The 16429-nt window shown below is 42.8% G+C and carries 19 protein-coding genes; 9 read left to right on the top strand and 10 right to left on the bottom strand.

The features are described from left to right. Positions 1-13: 13 nt before the first annotated feature. From ACFOSV_RS00375 to ACFOSV_RS00360, 4 genes are all read left to right on the top strand, one after another. Complete coding sequence (locus ACFOSV_RS00375; protein ID WP_377902227.1) at positions 14-337, top strand: 2Fe-2S iron-sulfur cluster-binding protein; 324 nt, start codon at positions 14-16, stop codon at positions 335-337. Positions 338-445: 108 nt separating this feature from the next. Beyond that, the gene (locus tag ACFOSV_RS00370) at positions 446-892 is read left to right on the top strand and encodes a nuclear transport factor 2 family protein (protein WP_377902225.1); all 447 of its coding nucleotides are present in this window, start codon (positions 446-448) and stop codon (positions 890-892) included. Between the two features lie 50 nt (positions 893-942). Continuing rightward, positions 943-1362 (top strand): DUF2141 domain-containing protein, encoded by a 420-nt coding sequence (locus ACFOSV_RS00365; protein ID WP_377902223.1) that lies wholly within the window; start codon positions 943-945, stop codon positions 1360-1362. Between the two features lie 95 nt (positions 1363-1457). Further along, on the top strand, positions 1458-2327 hold the full coding sequence (locus ACFOSV_RS00360; protein WP_377902221.1) for an SDR family oxidoreductase: 870 nt from the start codon (positions 1458-1460) through the stop codon (positions 2325-2327). A gap of 55 nt (positions 2328-2382) precedes the next feature. On the opposite strand, the gene scpA is transcribed toward ACFOSV_RS00360, so the two are convergent. After that, a complete protein-coding gene (scpA, locus tag ACFOSV_RS00355) occupies positions 2383-4497 on the bottom strand; it encodes a methylmalonyl-CoA mutase (protein ID WP_377902219.1) in 2115 nt (704 codons plus the stop codon). Further along, positions 4494-5888, bottom strand: coding sequence for a methylmalonyl-CoA mutase family protein (locus tag ACFOSV_RS00350; RefSeq protein WP_377902217.1), 1395 nt, complete (start codon positions 5886-5888; stop codon positions 4494-4496). The genes scpA and ACFOSV_RS00350 overlap by 4 nt, the downstream gene beginning before the upstream one ends. Before the next feature lie 320 nt (positions 5889-6208). Here ACFOSV_RS00350 and dnaA point away from each other — a divergent pair, with 320 nt between their 5' ends. Further along, a complete protein-coding gene (dnaA, locus tag ACFOSV_RS00345; RefSeq protein ID WP_377902215.1) occupies positions 6209-7633 on the top strand; it encodes a chromosomal replication initiator protein DnaA in 1425 nt (474 codons plus the stop codon). On the opposite strand, the gene ACFOSV_RS00340 is transcribed toward dnaA, so the two are convergent. The 3 genes from ACFOSV_RS00340 to ACFOSV_RS00330 are packed head-to-tail and all read right to left on the bottom strand — an operon-like array spanning position 7630 to position 9757. Further along, complete coding sequence (locus tag ACFOSV_RS00340) at positions 7630-8364, bottom strand: DUF3298 and DUF4163 domain-containing protein (protein ID WP_377902213.1); 735 nt, start codon at positions 8362-8364, stop codon at positions 7630-7632. The two genes, dnaA and ACFOSV_RS00340, sit on opposite strands and share 4 nt — an antisense overlap. Beyond that, on the bottom strand, positions 8361-9353 hold the full coding sequence (gene meaB / locus ACFOSV_RS00335; protein ID WP_377902211.1) for a methylmalonyl Co-A mutase-associated GTPase MeaB: 993 nt from the start codon (positions 9351-9353) through the stop codon (positions 8361-8363). Before meaB ends, ACFOSV_RS00340 begins: the two co-directional genes overlap by 4 nt. Then, entirely contained in the window at positions 9350-9757 is a 408-nt protein-coding gene (locus ACFOSV_RS00330) for a hypothetical protein (protein ID WP_377902209.1), read from the bottom strand. Before ACFOSV_RS00330 ends, meaB begins: the two co-directional genes overlap by 4 nt. A 51-nt stretch (positions 9758-9808) precedes the next feature. Between ACFOSV_RS00330 and ACFOSV_RS00325 the strand changes: the two genes are divergently transcribed. The 3 genes from ACFOSV_RS00325 to ACFOSV_RS00315 are packed head-to-tail and all read left to right on the top strand — an operon-like array spanning position 9809 to position 11434. Then, positions 9809-10351, top strand: coding sequence for a CopD family protein (locus ACFOSV_RS00325; RefSeq protein WP_377902207.1), 543 nt, complete (start codon positions 9809-9811; stop codon positions 10349-10351). Continuing rightward, the gene (locus ACFOSV_RS00320) at positions 10341-10991 is read left to right on the top strand and encodes an SCO family protein (protein ID WP_377902205.1); all 651 of its coding nucleotides are present in this window, start codon (positions 10341-10343) and stop codon (positions 10989-10991) included. The genes ACFOSV_RS00325 and ACFOSV_RS00320 overlap by 11 nt, the downstream gene beginning before the upstream one ends. Next, entirely contained in the window at positions 10991-11434 is a 444-nt protein-coding gene (locus ACFOSV_RS00315) for a c-type cytochrome (RefSeq protein WP_377902203.1), read from the top strand. The genes ACFOSV_RS00320 and ACFOSV_RS00315 overlap by 1 nt, the downstream gene beginning before the upstream one ends. Here the strand turns inward: ACFOSV_RS00315 and ACFOSV_RS00310 are convergent. Next, the gene (locus tag ACFOSV_RS00310; RefSeq protein WP_377902201.1) at positions 11431-11853 is read right to left on the bottom strand and encodes a hypothetical protein; all 423 of its coding nucleotides are present in this window, start codon (positions 11851-11853) and stop codon (positions 11431-11433) included. The genes ACFOSV_RS00315 and ACFOSV_RS00310 overlap by 4 nt on opposite strands. A 120-nt stretch (positions 11854-11973) precedes the next feature. On the opposite strand from ACFOSV_RS00310, the gene ACFOSV_RS00305 reads away from it, so the two are divergent. Then, positions 11974-12795 carry an aminotransferase class IV gene (locus ACFOSV_RS00305; protein WP_377902199.1) on the top strand — a complete coding sequence of 274 codons (822 nt, stop codon included), beginning with the start codon at positions 11974-11976 and terminating at the stop codon, positions 12793-12795. Positions 12796-12798: 3 nt separating this feature from the next. Here ACFOSV_RS00305 and ACFOSV_RS00300 read toward each other — a convergent pair whose 3' ends face one another. From ACFOSV_RS00300 to ACFOSV_RS00285, 4 genes are read right to left on the bottom strand one after another with little or no spacing between them, the layout of a single operon-like run. Beyond that, positions 12799-13227, bottom strand: a complete 429-nt coding sequence (locus tag ACFOSV_RS00300; protein ID WP_377902197.1) for a hypothetical protein — start codon at positions 13225-13227, stop codon at positions 12799-12801. Between the two features lie 37 nt (positions 13228-13264). Then, entirely contained in the window at positions 13265-14509 is a 1245-nt protein-coding gene (locus tag ACFOSV_RS00295; protein ID WP_377902195.1) for an ABC transporter permease, read from the bottom strand. Next, positions 14506-15138, bottom strand: coding sequence for an ABC transporter ATP-binding protein (locus ACFOSV_RS00290; protein WP_377902193.1), 633 nt, complete (start codon positions 15136-15138; stop codon positions 14506-14508). The genes ACFOSV_RS00295 and ACFOSV_RS00290 overlap by 4 nt, the downstream gene beginning before the upstream one ends. A gap of 2 nt (positions 15139-15140) precedes the next feature. Further along, entirely contained in the window at positions 15141-16316 is a 1176-nt protein-coding gene (locus ACFOSV_RS00285) for a hybrid sensor histidine kinase/response regulator (RefSeq protein WP_377902192.1), read from the bottom strand. Between the last annotated feature and the right edge of the window lie 113 nt (positions 16317-16429).

Here is a 16429-nt window from a genome sequence, read left to right as displayed (position 1 = left end):
CTATTTTTGCCCCATGATAAATTTCACGGTAGAAGACCAAGAGGGAAATCGTCAAGAGCATGAAGCTCCCGAAGATATGGGGCTGAGCTTGATGGAAATACTCAAAGCATATGAATATCCCGTTTTGGCTACCTGCGGCGGTATGGCGCTTTGCGCTACTTGTCATGTCGAGATTTTGGAGGGAAAAGATGGATTGGGAGATGCTACAGATCCAGAATTGGATCAGTTGGAAAACCTGCCGGAATATTATCCCACCAGCAGACTAGCCTGCCAAATCCGCATAGGAGAAATCTTGGATGGGGCCGTTGTCAAGCTTAGAGGAGAAGACGTGGTTTAACTCATCCACAGATTTAATAAATCAAAAACCACCTGATTTTGGGTGGTTTTTTGTGTTTTATAGATCACCTGGATTTTGAGTATATTAGACCAAAACAGGCGCTCTGATATGAAAAATTTACTGGTATTTCTTATTCTCCTTTTTTCGGTAAACCTAAGCTTTGGACAAGCAACTGATAAAGAAAAAGCCAATTCCACAGAGATCTTGCAATTAATTCATAAATATTCTCAAGCCAGAGAATCTCAAGACACGATTTTGTTAAAGAAAATTCTTACCGAGGACGTGGACCAACTTGTATCCTCAGGAGTATGGCGCAGTGGAATGGATGAAGCGATGTCCGGAATGTTGGCTAGTTCTACGTCAAACCCTGGTTCGAGAAAGCTGACCGTAGAGCGGATTAAATTCCTGGACGCCAATGTGGCGGTCGTGGATGCCCGCTATGAAATCATTTCTAAGGGTGAAGTCACGCGAAAAATGTGGAGCACATTTGTGGTGCATCGCGCAGATAAAATTTGGAAAATCAGCGCCATTAGAAATATGTTGCCCGCTAGATAAATGATCCAGTTTACATAACTTTCCGGTACTGTTTTCGCGTTAAAGTGCCTATGAATAAGAACATCTTCCTCCTCATTATTTCATTTCTTTTTGGATGGAGTGCCTTTGGGCAAAACACTCACAATCTTACCCTAGAAGTCAAATCCATCAAAAAAGTGGTTGGCAACATCAGTATTTGCATTGTGACTGAAAAGGGGGATTTTTTGGAGCGTTGCAAAATCGGTCGGAATGTACCTATCGAATCCAAAGATTTCTTCGTGGTTTTTGAGGATTTACCGGCGGATACTTATGCGATCAGTATTTTCCATGACGAGGACTCTAATGGAAAATTGAATATGGGTAAGCTTGTACCCATCCCCACAGAGAAATATGGTTTCTCAAACAACCCCTCCAGTGCATTTGGGCCTCCCACCTTTGAAGAATGCCTTTTCAAGCTCGACAAGGACATGATCATCGCTATCGACCTTTAAGGTATTCTTTTGCCAAAGCTGAACTTTATCAACAAATTGTTTTTATATCATGGTAGTCATCATTTTATGGCTCCACAACTTTTAACCTTTTTACCATGAAAAACATTTTAATCACCGGGTGCAGCTCCGGTTTTGGATTTGATGCTGCCAAACACTTTGCTTCCAAAGGACATCATGTTTACGCTACTATGCGTGACGTGGCGGGAAGAAACGCCGCTAAGGCGAAAGAATTGAATGATTTTGCGAAAGCTGGAAATCATAGTTTAGATGTAATCGAACTTGACGTAGTTTCTGATGAGTCCGTAAAAAGTGCTGTGGCACAAATGGGTGAAGTGGATGTATTGATCAACAATGCAGGAAGAGGATTTGGAGGACCAATCGAAGCCTTCACCTCTAAACAAATTTTAGATCAATTGGATCTAAATATTGTCGGAACTGCCCGAGTCGCCACTGCAGTTTTACCAAAAATGCGTGCAAAAAAGTCTGGCTTGATTATCCAAGTAAGTTCTACCGCAGGACGTGCGGCATTCCCTGGATTTGGGGTATATCACGCAAGCAAATGGGGACTTGAGGGCATGAGTGAAGCCATGCGATACGAGTTGGCTCCATTGGGAATCGATGTAGTTTTGGTAGAACCAGGACCGTTCGCCACTAATTTCTTTGGTGCTATGGTGAATGCTGAGGACCAAGAAATAGCTAAGGCTTATCAGCATGTTGGCGAATTCTTTGGTGGATTTGAACAGCAAGTTACGGGAATGTTTGCCGATGAAAATGCTCCAACCGACCCACAAATCGTCGTAGATATCTTTGATAAATTAGTTGAAACACCAGCGGGAAAAAGACCAATCAGAACTATTGCTGGTTTGGATTTTGGTTTTCAGGCCTTCAATGATGCGACAGAACCTATTCGGAAAGCTGGATTAGCAGGCATGGGAATTGACGCTTGGGATGGTCCGCAGGGCTAAGAAAGAAATACCAATAAAATGAAAAGCCAGTCTCTAGCTAGACTGGCTTTTCATTTTAGTCCTCCATTAATTTTTGGAGAATTTCCGTTGCCGCTTCAGAGAGGACAGTACCCGGTCCAAAGACTGCCGAAACACCTGCCTGATACAGAAATTCATAATCCTTTGGTGGAATCACTCCACCAGCTACAACCATTATATCCTGCCTTCCTTGCTTTTTGAGTTCTTCGATTAACTGTGGAACCAGAGTTTTATGGCCAGCGGCTAAAGATGAAGCCCCTACAATATGCACATCGTTTTCGATGGCCTGCATGGCCACTTCTTCAGGGGTTTGAAAAAGCGGTCCGATATCCACATCAAAGCCTAAATCCGCAAAGCCCGTAGCAATCACTTTCGCTCCACGATCATGACCATCCTGACCCATTTTGGCCACCATGATTCTTGGTCTTCTCCCTTCGATCTCGGCAAAACGATCTGAAAGTTCTACGGCCTTAGTAAATGATTTTTGATTTTTCACTTCTGCTGCATATACACCTGAAATAGTTTGGGTAGTCGCTTTATGCCGACCAAAAACCGCTTCCATGGCGTCTGAAATCTCACCTAAAGTAGCTCTTTTTCTCGCTGCATCCACAGCCAGATCGAGTAAATTCCCCTCACCACTTGCTGCACATTTCTGAATAGTCTCCAGACTTTCTTTTACTTCCGCGGCATCACGATTCTCTTTTAGTTTCTCCAAACGTCTGATCTGATCTTTCCGAACAGACTGATTGTCCACCTCACGGATTTCAATCTCGTCTTCTTCCTCAACCTGATAACGGTTTACACCCACGATGACGTCTTTTCCACCATCAATTCGAGCTTGCTTTTTGGCGGCAGCCTCTTCTATCCTCAGTTTGGGGATCCCTGCCTCAATGGCCTTGGCCATACCTCCTAACTCTTCCACTTCTTGGATCAAAGTCCAAGCTCTATCCACTAACTGATCGGTTAAAAATTCCACATAATAGGATCCTCCCCATGGATCCACAACGCGTGTGACCGCTATCTCATCCTGCATGATCAACTGCGTGTTTCGAGCGATGCGGGCTGAAAAATCCGTTGGTAAAGCCACGGCCTCATCAAGCGAATTGGTGTGCAAGGATTGGGTATGCCCCATCACTGCAGCCAAGGCTTCAACCGCTGTTCGGGTCACATTATTGAAAGGGTCCTGTTCTGTCAGTGACCAACCAGAAGTCTGGCAATGTGTACGAAGGGCCAATGACTTTTCACTTTTTGGGCCAAACTGTTTCACGATTTTAGCCCAAAGCAATCGTCCTGCACGCAATTTGGCTACTTCCATAAAGTAATTCATCCCAATCCCCCAGAAGAAAGAAAGTCTTGGAGCAAAATCATCTACGGAAAGTCCCGCCTTTACACCGGTACGCAAATACTCCAAGCCATCGGCCAAAGTGTAGGCCAATTCGATATCTGCTGTTGCTCCTGCTTCCTGCATATGATATCCAGAAATAGAAATGGAGTTGAATTTGGGCATATGCTTGGCGGTATATTCGAAAATATCCGCAATGATTCTCATGGAAGGTTGAGGAGGGTAGATATAGGTATTCCTCACCATAAACTCCTTCAAAATGTCATTTTGGATAGTTCCGCTTAGCTTTTCCCTGCTCACTCCCTGCTCTTCAGCCGCCACGATGTAAAAAGCCAAAATGGGAATCACAGCGCCATTCATGGTCATAGACACGGACATTTGATCCAATGGAATCTGATCAAAAAGTATCTTCATATCCTCGACTGAATCTATGGCAACTCCTGCTTTACCCACATCTCCTACTACTCTTGGATGATCAGAGTCATACCCACGATGTGTGGCTAGATCGAAAGCCACAGAAAGTCCCTTTTGGCCTGCAGCCAAATTTTTTCTATAAAACGCATTGGATTCTTCTGCAGTGGAAAATCCGGCATACTGACGAATGGTCCATGGTCGAAGCCTATACATCGTGCTGTAAGGGCCTCGCAAAAAGGGGGCAATTCCAGACACATAATCGAGATGACCTGCTTTTTTTATGGTTTTCGGATCAAATACCGAGGGTACCGAAATTTGCTCTGGCGCATCCCAAAAATCGGCCTTGATCGTAGTTTTTGTTGGATTTACGTTCCAATTCTTCAGGTCTGGTCTCATTTCTTGAACGTTTCTTTTTCCAATAAATAGGTTGCACGAGTAGGACTTAATTGAAGTGGGTTTTCCTCAATGGTTTCGAAACTACCGGAATCCTGATCCTCGCTTCCTGCTTTGTATTTATTTGCACCAACTTTTATCATCTGCTGATCCAGGATTGAGTTTTGTGCCAAAAGTCGATTTTCTCTAATCTGCTGTTGAATTTCTCCTCTTTCATATAAGCCGTACCAACCTCCCTGCTCTTCTAATTCGATCAGCGCTTTTTGGACATTGGATTCGATATTTTGCTGTAGCCGATCTAGATAATAAGATCCAGCAGCGGGGTCCATGACTTTGTCCAAGTACGATTCATCTTTCAAAATATTTGAGACATTTCGAGCCATTCGTTTGGACAGAATATCTGATTTATCACCTTTAGCAGGTTTTACCCAAAGTGAATTTGCTCCTCCAAGAATTGCCGACATGGCTTCATAGGTTTGTCGAATGAGATTCGAATGAGGATCCAGCAGCGATTTGCTGAAGGTACTCGTCGTAGCAATCAGCTTGATTTTATCATTCTCAAAATCAAAATCGTACAGGGAACTTAAACTTGAAATCAACTTTCGGGCTGCTTTGAGCTTGGCGATCTCAGCAAAATGATCTGAGCCAACTGAAAGCAAAAAACCACAGTTTTCGAAAACTTGTCTGGGCCGAATGTCAAATCCTTCTACACGATCCAAAAGCTCGATCAATTCTCCCAAACCAAAGGTTAGCTCCTGAAACCCCGTCCCTCCAGCTTCACCATAATTAGCAAAATCGATGGTCAAGGGATTAAAGCCTGGATAGGCTTCATAAAACTTTATCAAATCAGCAGCCAACTGAAACTCCAGCTTTACTTCTCCTCGCTTAACCAGATCACTACTCGGGGACCAGGAAATTCCGCCGCTCAGTTTGTCCTTTGGGTTTTCTTGAGAATTCAAATAAGCCTCGATCGAATCTTGAAGCTCTTTAGGATTTCCATTTGGATGAAAATAAATATCGATGTATTCGATCATCACATCCTTCAAAACCTGATTCAAATTCGGACTTCCTGACGTTTGGAGGATGATCCCATCCGCTCCAGAATTCAAAAGCTCAAGAATCTCAGCATTCGCCTTGGCTTCATCTTCAACCGACACAGTTACAAGATTGCTCCAAAGTCTGGGTGAAAACCCAGGCAAGTCCGAGGGCTTATGAAAGGCCATTTGATCGGTTTCCTTAATCTCAGGAAAATACATTGGGGCAATTTCAATTTCCCCCCAAAGTTTCGAGACCAAAGCCTCATCAAAATCTTTCCCTTTTAAATCTTTTTTGACTTGAGCAATCCAGTCCTCTTGCGTTGACTTTGGAAAACCATAAAAATCAAGTTCTTTCATTGCGAGTATATTTTCAAGATCAAAAATAGGTAAATGCTCAAGAACGCCCTACCGCTATTCCACGAGCGCGCCGAAACTTTTTTAGATTTTTTTTGAAGGCATTAAAGCCATAAAAACATAACTATTTCTAGAAACAGTTTCACCTATCACAGGGATTTCTTCATTGAACAAGGGATAATCCTTTTGGACTAAAAAACACAATTTTCAGAAAGGCGAAAAATCGAAGAACATCCTCGGATTGATTTTTTATTTATGTGATTTTTCATCAATTTTGAAGCCCTTGTTTTTAGAGATATTCTCTTTTTTCACAAATCTTCTCTATGAGTACAGAAGCTAATGCCGTTTGGAATGAGTGCCTTCGTGTGATCGAACAACACGTGAACGAGCAGAGCTTTTCTACGTGGTTTAAACCCATCCAACCCGTGAAACTTGTTGGCACAAACCTGACTATTCAGGTTCCAAGCCAATTTTTCTACGAATGGCTTGAGGACAATTATGTCCAAGTCCTGAAGTTGGCGATCAAAACTACCTTAGGTCAAGGAGGAAGACTAGAATACGCAGTAGTGGTGGATAAGGGAAATTCCTCGAATCAACCCTATGTGGTATCCTATCCACAGGGAAATCAGGGTGCGAAAAATGGAAAACCGGGACCTGCAGAGGAGCAGTCCACTACCCCATTTAATCTCCCTTCCCTCAATGCGGAGACCTTAACTCAGAGTAATCTGAATCCAAACTACAACTTTAACACCTACATCGAAGGTGATTGTAATCGTCTAGCCAGATCAGCTGGATTTGCTGTGGCCACCAAGCCAGGCATCACTTCTTTCAATCCTTTGATGGTTTACGGAGGAGTGGGACTTGGCAAAACTCACTTGGTGCAAGCTATCGGCAATGAGATCAAAGACGGGGTAGATAATAAGTTTGTGCTCTACGTTTCGTCCGAGAAATTTGTAAATCAATTCATGGACTCCATCAAGGATGGAAATGTGAAAAGCTTCACCAATTTCTATATGCAGGTGGATGTTTTGATTATCGATGACATTCAATTCCTAGCAGGAAAAGACAGAACTCAGGAGATGTTTTTCCACATTTTCAACCATTTGCATCAAAACAAAAAGCAAATCATCATGACTTCGGATTGCCCTCCTCGAGATCTGAAGGGACTAGAAGAACGTTTGCTTTCCCGATTCAAATGGGGCTTGACAGCGGATCTTCAAATGCCAGATTTCGAAACGAGGGTAGCTATCATTCGACGGAAAATGCAATCCGAGGGAATAGAAATCCCTGCGGATGTGGTTGAATATCTTGCATATACCGTGGACACCAATGTCCGGGAATTGGAAGGCATCTTGATCTCATTGATCGCTTACGCTTCTTTGGACAGGGTAGAAATCAGCCTGGAGCTCGCCAAAACAGTGATGAAAAATATCATCAAGGATATCGAGACTGAAGTGGGCATTGACTTTATCCAAAAGACTGTTTCTGAATACTATAATATTCCTTTAGAAGACCTCAAAGCAAAAACCCGGAAGAAGGAAATCGTAACTGCGCGACAAGTCGCCATGTATTTTTCGAAAGAATTCACCAATCATTCCCTCAAATCCATTGGATATCATTTTGGAGGGAGAGATCACAGCACTGTGATTCATGCTGTGCAAACTGTGAATGACATTATGGAGACGGATTCCAATTTCAGAAACTCAGTTAATGAGTTGAAGAAGAAATTTAAGATGCGTTCCTACTAATCAAAGGAAATCACACCCTCTAATTCAGAGTACGGGATTTTAAAAACTGTTGGCCCAGCGGAATACGGGGCTATTTCATAGTTATTGTAATAGAGAATTAAATTTTTTGCCTCGAAGCCAATAGACTTAGGGAGGAAAAATCCATCGCTAACCCAAAATCCGGCGTCCTGCAAACTAGAATCTGGCTGAATTTCCCAATAAGCTCGAAAGGCTTTCTCAGAAAGTTCTACCAATCGCTCTTCATCCAAAATAAATGAGATGTTGCTCAGGACCTCTCCTCTAGCCTTATCGATGTTTAAATAGTCAACTGAATAATTGCCGTGGGCACCACCTGTGTAGGATTCCGCTGCAAACTGCAAAGAGATTATCCCAAGTGAATCAAAGGTTTTTGAAACCTCCACCTTGACCAGCCACTCTTCAGACGATTCTGGAAAATCCTTTTTGAAGTCATAATAACTCTGCACAAACTTTTCTGTCTCCTCTTCTAGGGTTCCGATGCTATCCTCAAAGCTGATGTAAGAAGCCAGTTTCTTGCGAATGGCAAAGTTGATTGAATCCGAATATTGAGTTCCCCCCAGTTCGGGCCACTCCAAGATCACACTCACAGAATCCCCATCAATGGAGCCAACTTTTTCTAGTTTCTTGGTTTGCCAATTTTCTGATATTTTGGATTTCTCATCACAAGCAAATAGTAAGAAGCCCAATAATGCTAAATAATGTACGGTCTTCATGAATAATTTTGGGTCAAAATTTTGATTGCTTCCTGTGCCACCCAGAGTGGGCTGATATCTCCGGACTTTATTCCATCTTTATGAGTATCCAAAAGGGACTGCACAGACTTATTTGATAAAATCAATTCTGATAGCATCATTTGAAGGTTTTCGTCTAGCCATTTCAATCGCTGATCAGATCGATTTTTTTTCCAAAATCCATTGCTTTTGGTATGATTTTCATACTGTTGAATCATATCCCAAGCTTCTTCTAATCCAGATTTTTCTATAGAAGAAACAAGCTCAACTTTAGGGTACCAACCGTTTTCGCTTGGAGGAAAAAGGTGCAAAGCTTGTAAATAGTGCTGACGTGCGAGCTTGCTCTCTTTGAGGTTATTCCCGTCTGCTTTGTTGATCAAAAGTGCATCAGCCATCTCCATTATCCCCTTTTTGATTCCCTGAAGCTCATCTCCAGCTCCAGCCAACATCAAAAGAAGAAAGAAATCTACCATCCCACGAACGGCAGTTTCGGATTGTCCCACTCCCACAGTCTCAATGAGAATAGTGTCGTAGCCAGCTGCTTCGCAAAGGAGCATGGCTTCTCGAGTCTTAGCACTAACTCCACCCAGAGAGGTGCCTGATGGACTTGGACGGATAAATGCGCGCTTATCCCCTGCCAAAGTTTCCATTCGGGTTTTATCTCCCAGAATACTTCCCTTACCTCGTTGACTACTTGGGTCAATGGCAAGCACAGCTACCTTTCTCCCTGAATTCACGAGTGTAGTTCCAAAACTTTCGATGAAGGTACTCTTCCCCACTCCAGGCACTCCAGTGATCCCGATTCGGATTGAATTCCCTGTTTGTGGCAGAATTTCTTGGACTAGCTTCGCCGCAAGTTCTTTGTCCGTTGGCCGGTTGCTTTCCACCAAGGTGATAGCTTGAGCCAAAGTCGAACGATTCCCTTCCAAGACTCCATTTTTATACTCGCTTAAAGTCTGTCGTTTTTTCATGGCACAAAACTTTCTACAATAGAGGCCTCCCCCATGGGGCTTTTGGAATATGTAGCCAATACCCTAGACTGCAACTCCACGGGTAAATAGGGAGATTGGGATGATATTTCAATTGAATTCATTTCATCTTGCTCTAAAAAGAAAACTATGGTTTTCCCATATTTGGTATGTGGCATAGCATCTCCATATTCCTTCATCAGTGCTAAATCGCCACCGATTACTTCTGCTGCAAACACCCGTAAAACTGGCCCGGTATTATTTTCATTTCGGTAAAATCCTCGCTCCTCTATTTTCCCCTTGAAGCGCTCCAAACCAGGCTGGGAAAGACTTTCAGAAACAATATAATAGACGGTGGCGAGCACGACTGCAGTGATAATCCAGAAAATAATTCGGCTACTTTTCAAAAAGGTAGGGGTTATAAGGAATAGGCCTTAATTTAGCCCAAAATTCTGATAATGGAATTCGAATACGTCAAGTCTCTTCATATCATTTTCGTAGTCACCTGGTTTGCAGGGCTGTTTTATATCGTTCGGCTTTTCATTTATCAAACTGAAGCTATGGAGCGACCAGAGGCGGAGCGAGCTATTTTGAAGCCGCAACTTGATCTAATGGCACGAAGGCTTTGGAATATTATCACTTGGCCATCGGCAATTCTTACCTTGATTTTTGGGACCTGGGTGCTCACGTATAGATGGGGATATATGCAGCTTGGTTTTATGCATGCCAAACTGGCCTTTGTCTTTCTTCTTTATGTGTATCACTTTTTTTGTCACGTTCTCTACAAAGAACTTCAAAAAGGTAAAACACGCTGGTCTTCAAATCAGTTGAGACTTTGGAATGAAGCTTCCACCCTGCTTCTCTTCGCGATCGTCTTCTTGATTGTATTGAAAAACACCCTGAGCATGGTATGGGGCTTGGTTGGATTGATCGGTCTAGCCATTTCGCTGATGATCGCCATTCGGCTTTACAAAAAATATAGAACCAAAAATGAAAATTAAGCCAATTATTCTCCTCACAAGCGTCCTACTCACAGCTGCTATAAGCTGCAACTCCCCGAGTACCGAGGAGACGAGTGCACTTCCAAAATTGGGGAATTTCTACATTGACGAAATTGAAGAAAACGGTGAAACGAAAACCGACACTGTCTTTCACAAAATCGCTCCATTCGAATTTACCAATCAGATGGGTGACACCATCGACAATGCAACAGTAGAAGGAAAGGTCTATGTGGCTGACTTTTTCTTTACCTCTTGCCCCACCATCTGTCCCATCATGAAACGTGAAATGCTGCGGGTTTATGAAGCTTTTGGTGATCGAGAGGATTTCTTGATTCTGAGTCATTCGATTGATCCGCTGCATGATACGGAGGAAGTGTTATTTGACTATGCCTATAAACTCGGGATAGAAGATGCGAGCACTTGGAATTTCCTAACAGGTGATCAGGAGAAAATCTTTGAAATGGGACAAACTAGCTATCTCACCACTGCTATGGAAGATCAACAGGAGCCTGGGGGATTTTTGCACAGTGGGGCGTTTCTTTTAATTGATCAGGAAGGTCATATTCGGGGTGTCTATGACGGCACCAAAAGTGATCAGGTCGACCGTTTGATAGCTGATATCCCAAAATTACTCAAGTGATGCGCTATTTGATTCTCTTGGTCTTTTGTGGGGCAATTGCCTGTACACCAAAGTCTACCAATACAGAAAATGAACTCGCTAAAATCTCCGATCCTGAGGTGATGAAATATGCCATTCAGGGCAAGGTGCTTTACGAAAACTATTGTGGTAATTGCCATCAATCAGATGGCACAGGCTTGGGAAAACTGATCCCTCCGCTTCGTGAGTCAGACTATTTTCAGGCGAGTGTTCATCGATCCATTTGGATCATGAAGTATGGTCAAAAAGGGGAAATCACCGTAAATGGCCAAATTTACAATCAGGCCATGCCTGCTAACCCCAATCTCAAACCACTTGAAATTGCTCAAATCAGTACGTATCTGTTTAATATTTGGGGGATGAATGAAGGAATTATAACTTCATCTGACGTGGAAGCTTATTTGAAAAGCGAACCGGAGTTTTAATCCTTCAGAAGCTCTTCCGCCTTTTCAAGTGCAGCTTTGATATCCTCATTGACCACACTCACTTTACTCATCTGATCATCAAGATAGGCTTTGACCTCTTCAGGAGTCAATTCACCATCTTCAGTTTCATATTGTCTCATCCACACAAACATGCCCTCATAAGCCTGATTGAGATCAAAAGCAAGTGCTTTCAATTCTTCGATCCTCGTGGTGTCCTCAGAGCCTGAAGCCTCCAATTCCTCGGCAGCAGTTGCGGCCTCTTTTTCCAAAGACTTTAGCTTGCCCATCAAAGGCATCACCTCATCGTGTACAGCGATGACTTCATCGCGAAGCTGTTGATTTTTCTCACTAGGACTTGGACCGCAAGAAAAAGAAAGTGCAAAGAGGAAAATAAATATAGAATGTGTTAAGTTTTTCATGATACTAGCTTGTGCTTTGCAAAGGTAAGGCGCGGAGTCTCGAATACCGAAAAAAAATCAAAATAGTGCCTGAGAATCCTTTTCTATCTCTAATTTAGAACCAAATATAATTGCTGCGATATGATGCCTTTTTGCTACGCGAATGGAACAATCATGCCTTGGGAAAAGGCTCAAATTCATCCTATGGATTTGGCTTTTATCAGAGGGTATGGGATTTTTGATTTTTTCAGGGTTGCCGGTTCCAAGCCGGTCTTTCTAGAGCATTATTTGGACCGCTTTATCAATTCAGCCCGCGAAACTCATTTGACGTTTGAGCTGAGCAAAAAAGAACTAGAAAGCATCATTTATGACCTAATCGAGCAAAATAAAATGGAGACTGGAGGTTTTCGAATGCTACTCAGTGGCGGGATTTCTCCAAATCATTTCTCTCCGGCCAGAAGTTCTTTTTTCATTTTTGCTGAGGAGTTGGCATTTCCAGCAGCCGAAAAATATGAGCAGGGTGTCAAACTACTCGCTTTGGAACACGTCCGACCAGTGGCAAAGATCAAAACCACCAATTATGCTTATCCGGTTTGGCATAGTGCCACCTGGAAAGAAAAGGGAGCAGAGGATGTGCTATATCACCGAGATGGGTTCGTGAGCGAGAGTTCTAGAAGTAATTTCTTTATTGTCAAAGATTCAACTTTGATTACTCCAGATTCGGATGTGCTGGAGGGTATCACGAGGAGACATGTCCTAGATATTGCCAATAAAGTTGAGGTCAGAAAAGTGACCTTATCTGAAGTTTTTGAAGCTGATGAGGCATTCATTACCAGCACCACCAAAGTACTACTACCTGTGGTACAGATCGATGATCATGTCATTGGATCTGGAAAACCAGGTCCTTACACCAAGAATATTTTAGAGAAATTCAGAGAGCTTGAGGAGAGAATGCTGAAGTAGGGACTATTCTACCAATTTAGCATCCTGAAGGATGTACATCAGCTTTTCTGGGTCCTTGCTGTTCAGAGTCAATTTTCCTCTCACTTTCACTCGCTTGGAAGTGTACTTGATAGGATCATTGAGCATCACCTCCATTACAGTCTCAGGCCCACCGGAGCCACAAAAAAAGCACTCTGCAAGCGGGAGACTGGAAAGAATAATATGTTCTGGCTTAAACATCCCTTCAAACGGAATGATATAGCCGTCTGCTTCCACTACTTTACCTTCTAGGGTCTTGATATTGTCTGAAAAAACAGGAACATACAACTCGCCAAAGTCATCCTCACTAATCTTATACGAGACCTCAGACAGGCTCCTCCATACATTTTTTTCCTGAGCATACACGGTAAAACTCATTCCAATTATCAAGGCAAATAGCAATAGCTTTTTCATGATCTTCCTTCTTTTTCCAGTCTAATTTACGCGCTAGTTAAGATTTTGTTAGCTGCTTTGCAATACTTGTTTGATAAGCAGTGTAGGCAGGGATAAGAGAGGCTAAAACACCCACAACCGTGGAATATACCAAAATCCAAAGTTCATCTTTTAGAAAAAGCCATGGAGTCACCGATGCTGTGAACCCAGAGTCTGCGACATTCAGAAGCAATGCCAGAAATATATGTCCGAGGCCCAAACCGAGTAAAGCTCCACCCCAAGTCAAAACAATGCCTTCCATAAATACTAAGGAAACGAGCTGTCCACGGCTCGCACCAAGGGAGCGAAGAATAGCCAGGTCGTATTTTCGTTCTTTAAGCGAATTGTATAAAGCGATAAAGATTCCCAGGCCTGCGATAAAAATCAAAATAACCGCTAAGCCCTGAAGCAAACTCACCCCAACACCTAGTAATTCGAAAAGCCTCAACATTTCAAAATTAGGCGAGGCAGCCTGCATGGACATTCTAGAATTGATCTGTCTTGGTAATTGTACGGCTGCCATAGGGCTTCGATACTTCAACAACAAGGAGGTTAGTTCTCGTCCATCGTCACCATCAGGAAAGCCTGTCAATGCCACCTCATCGTGGTGGTAATCTGGCTCAACGCCTGACTCCTCCTCATCCTCGCTTTCGTCATGCGTAAACCACACGGACTCGATACTAGTCAAGACTAAACGATCAATCACTTTACCACTTGGCTCCAATATCCCCGCAACCTCAAAATCATGCTGATCGTGAGCGTGACTTCCTACGCTGATTCCGTGACTTCCCTCAAAGGTGTCCCCAACTTTGAGGCCCTCAGCTTTGGCCACTGCCGAACCTAAAACCACTTCAAATGGACGAGTCCAAGCTTCTCCACTAGCGAAAGTAGCCCCATATAATTCCAGATAATCATGATTCGTACCGATGATTCGATACCCCATGTAATTGTCGCCAAGTGCCATAGGGATCACCTTTTCTACCAGCCGATTTCGTAGGAGCCCCTTTGCTTCTTTCATCGGAATATTTCCAGTAGGGAAATCCACATGATACACACTGGAGAGAATCAGCTGAAGTGGACTTCCTTTGGCTCCCACTACCAAATCGATGCCTTCTGCATCTCGATTAATCGTATTTTCAAACTGATGCTGAACTAGCAAAAGCATAGCAATGATGGCTAGGCCCAAGGCCAAAAGCAACACGTTTAAGCCCGTACTCAATGGCTTAAAGGTCAAATATTTCCAACTGATCTTAAAGAGGTTCATGATTGTGGCACTTGAACAAAGTTGGGAATTAGATTTTTCACACGCTGATCATGAGTCACTACGATCAATGCTGCGTTGATTTTTTTAGCTTGTTGCTGCAAGAGTCGCGTCACAATTTCGGCATTCTCATCATCTAGGCTGGATGTAGGCTCATCTGCCAAAATCACTTTGGGCTTATTCATCAATGCTCTGGCGATGGAAACCCGCTGGGCCTCCCCTTCACTTAGGGATTGAATTGGAGAATTTGCCTTAGCTTGGATTTGTAGCTCTTTTAAAAGTTCAAGCGGATCTTGCCCCTCAGTCTTTCCAAAAAAAGGTGCAAGCTTTAAATTGTCCAGCACAGAAAGAGGAGCAAGCAAATGTGGTTTCTGAAAAACCAAGCCAATTTTTGCCCCCCTGAATTGATCTAGTTTCTGATTTGAAAGGTCATTTAAATTTTGCCCATCAATTTGAACTTCACCAGTCTTAGGCGTGAGTAATCCAGCCAAAAGATTCAAAAAGGTTGTTTTCCCACTTCCAGATTGTCCAAGAATGAGCAGTGATTCTCCAGCACCAACTCCAAGATCTGGATAGCGAATGTCTCCGGCACCTGGGTAAGAAAATGAAAGATTCTGAGTTTTTACGAGCATGTTTATGTCACGGGTATAGACACCTGAAATACGGTTTCTTTATTCGGCTCACTCTGGAAGGTAATCTCTCCTTTCATCACTTCTATACATTTTTTCACAATAGAAAGACCCAGTCCAGATCCTTCCACAATCCCTACATTTTTTGCACGGAAAAAACGATCGAAGAGCTGGCTTTGTTCGGATTTAGGGATTCCTATTCCATTATCAGTAACTGATCCTACTAAATTATTTCCGTCCATTCTGAGTTTAAAAATAACTTCCTGCCCATCCTTGGAGTATTTCGTGGCATTTGAAAGAAGATTGTCAAAAACCTGGTAAAGCAATTCTCCATCAGTGGTTATTGTTTTAGGTAAATCACCGAGTTCCACCTTTACTTTCACGTTATTCTCAATTCCAGCTTTGATACCTGCAATTAATTCTTTTACAAAAGCCCCAATAAATACTTTCTTGGGCTTGTACTCCATCTTGTTTTCATCCGCCTTCCCAAAGAATAGTACACTGGTCAACAAATTATTCAATGCCCGGACGGAGTTTTCGATTTTCACCCCGTGTTTCACGATTTTTTGTTTGAAGGGATGCTCCTTTTCAGCGTAGACTTGGAGCAGCTGGGCGGAACTCAGAATAGAAGTAAGCGGTGTTTTGAATCCATGAGAGACATTGAGTACGATCCTTGATTTAAGCTCACTGATTTCTCGTTCCTTTTCTAGCGCTTTGGTTAGTTCGCGGTTTGCCTCGTAGAGTTCAGCCGTTCGCTGTTTTACTTTTTCTTCTAGCTCATTATTGAGTTTTTGAAGCTCCTTTTCTTTCCTATCCTTAAATATGGCAAGTTCGATCACCATATTCAGTTCACGAATATTGAAAGGCTTGATCACATAGGCACTCGGATTCGTACCCACCACCTTGTTTAAAGTCTCGGCATCTGAGCTCGCACTCAGGTACACTACAGGAATGTCATATTTCTCATTGACGATCTCGGTAGTCCTAATCCCATCAAGATCTCCGGCCAGATTAATGTCCATCATTACGATATCCGCCGGGTTGACCTCCAGAATATCTAATGCCATTTCCCCGGTATCTGCGATCCCAATGATTTGATGATTATTTTTTTCAAGCGCACGCTGTAGTAGCAGGGCTGAGACTGAGTCGTCTTCTACAATTAATATTTTTAGGCTAAACATCCCGTACAGGTTATGAAAAATGGGCGAAACTTATGATGGCGAAAAATACGAAAATATTGATTGCCCGAAAGTAAAGCAGGTCTAAAGCTCCAAATTGGCCTAAGATTTTCTCA

Origin of the sequence: Algoriphagus namhaensis, from assembly GCF_042649705.1 — a bacterium.
Taxonomy (GTDB): domain Bacteria; phylum Bacteroidota; class Bacteroidia; order Cytophagales; family Cyclobacteriaceae; genus Algoriphagus; species Algoriphagus namhaensis.
Note: the sequence above shows the minus strand (reverse complement) of the source record. Positions and strands in the feature narration are given on the sequence as shown.

Excerpts from the sequence above, each read along its gene's own strand:
- ACFOSV_RS00375 (WP_377902227.1), top strand. The coding sequence starts at position 14 with ATGATAAATTTCACGGTAGAAGACCAAGAGGGAAATCGTCAAGAGCAT.
- ACFOSV_RS00370 (WP_377902225.1), top strand. The coding sequence starts at position 446 with ATGAAAAATTTACTGGTATTTCTTATTCTCCTTTTTTCGGTAAACCTA.
- ACFOSV_RS00365 (WP_377902223.1), top strand. The coding sequence starts at position 943 with ATGAATAAGAACATCTTCCTCCTCATTATTTCATTTCTTTTTGGATGG.
- ACFOSV_RS00360 (WP_377902221.1), top strand. The coding sequence starts at position 1,458 with ATGAAAAACATTTTAATCACCGGGTGCAGCTCCGGTTTTGGATTTGAT.
- scpA (WP_377902219.1), bottom strand. The coding sequence starts at position 4,497 with ATGAGACCAGACCTGAAGAATTGGAACGTAAATCCAACAAAAACTACG.
- ACFOSV_RS00350 (WP_377902217.1), bottom strand. The coding sequence starts at position 5,888 with ATGAAAGAACTTGATTTTTATGGTTTTCCAAAGTCAACGCAAGAGGAC.
- dnaA (WP_377902215.1), top strand. The coding sequence starts at position 6,209 with ATGAGTACAGAAGCTAATGCCGTTTGGAATGAGTGCCTTCGTGTGATC.
- ACFOSV_RS00340 (WP_377902213.1), bottom strand. The coding sequence starts at position 8,364 with ATGAAGACCGTACATTATTTAGCATTATTGGGCTTCTTACTATTTGCT.
- meaB (WP_377902211.1), bottom strand. The coding sequence starts at position 9,353 with ATGAAAAAACGACAGACTTTAAGCGAGTATAAAAATGGAGTCTTGGAA.
- ACFOSV_RS00325 (WP_377902207.1), top strand. The coding sequence starts at position 9,809 with ATGGAATTCGAATACGTCAAGTCTCTTCATATCATTTTCGTAGTCACC.
- ACFOSV_RS00320 (WP_377902205.1), top strand. The coding sequence starts at position 10,341 with ATGAAAATTAAGCCAATTATTCTCCTCACAAGCGTCCTACTCACAGCT.
- ACFOSV_RS00315 (WP_377902203.1), top strand. The coding sequence starts at position 10,991 with ATGCGCTATTTGATTCTCTTGGTCTTTTGTGGGGCAATTGCCTGTACA.
- ACFOSV_RS00310 (WP_377902201.1), bottom strand. The coding sequence starts at position 11,853 with ATGAAAAACTTAACACATTCTATATTTATTTTCCTCTTTGCACTTTCT.
- ACFOSV_RS00305 (WP_377902199.1), top strand. The coding sequence starts at position 11,974 with ATGATGCCTTTTTGCTACGCGAATGGAACAATCATGCCTTGGGAAAAG.
- ACFOSV_RS00300 (WP_377902197.1), bottom strand. The coding sequence starts at position 13,227 with ATGAAAAAGCTATTGCTATTTGCCTTGATAATTGGAATGAGTTTTACC.
- ACFOSV_RS00295 (WP_377902195.1), bottom strand. The coding sequence starts at position 14,509 with ATGAACCTCTTTAAGATCAGTTGGAAATATTTGACCTTTAAGCCATTG.
- ACFOSV_RS00290 (WP_377902193.1), bottom strand. The coding sequence starts at position 15,138 with ATGCTCGTAAAAACTCAGAATCTTTCATTTTCTTACCCAGGTGCCGGA.
- ACFOSV_RS00285 (WP_377902192.1), bottom strand. The coding sequence starts at position 16,316 with ATGTTTAGCCTAAAAATATTAATTGTAGAAGACGACTCAGTCTCAGCC.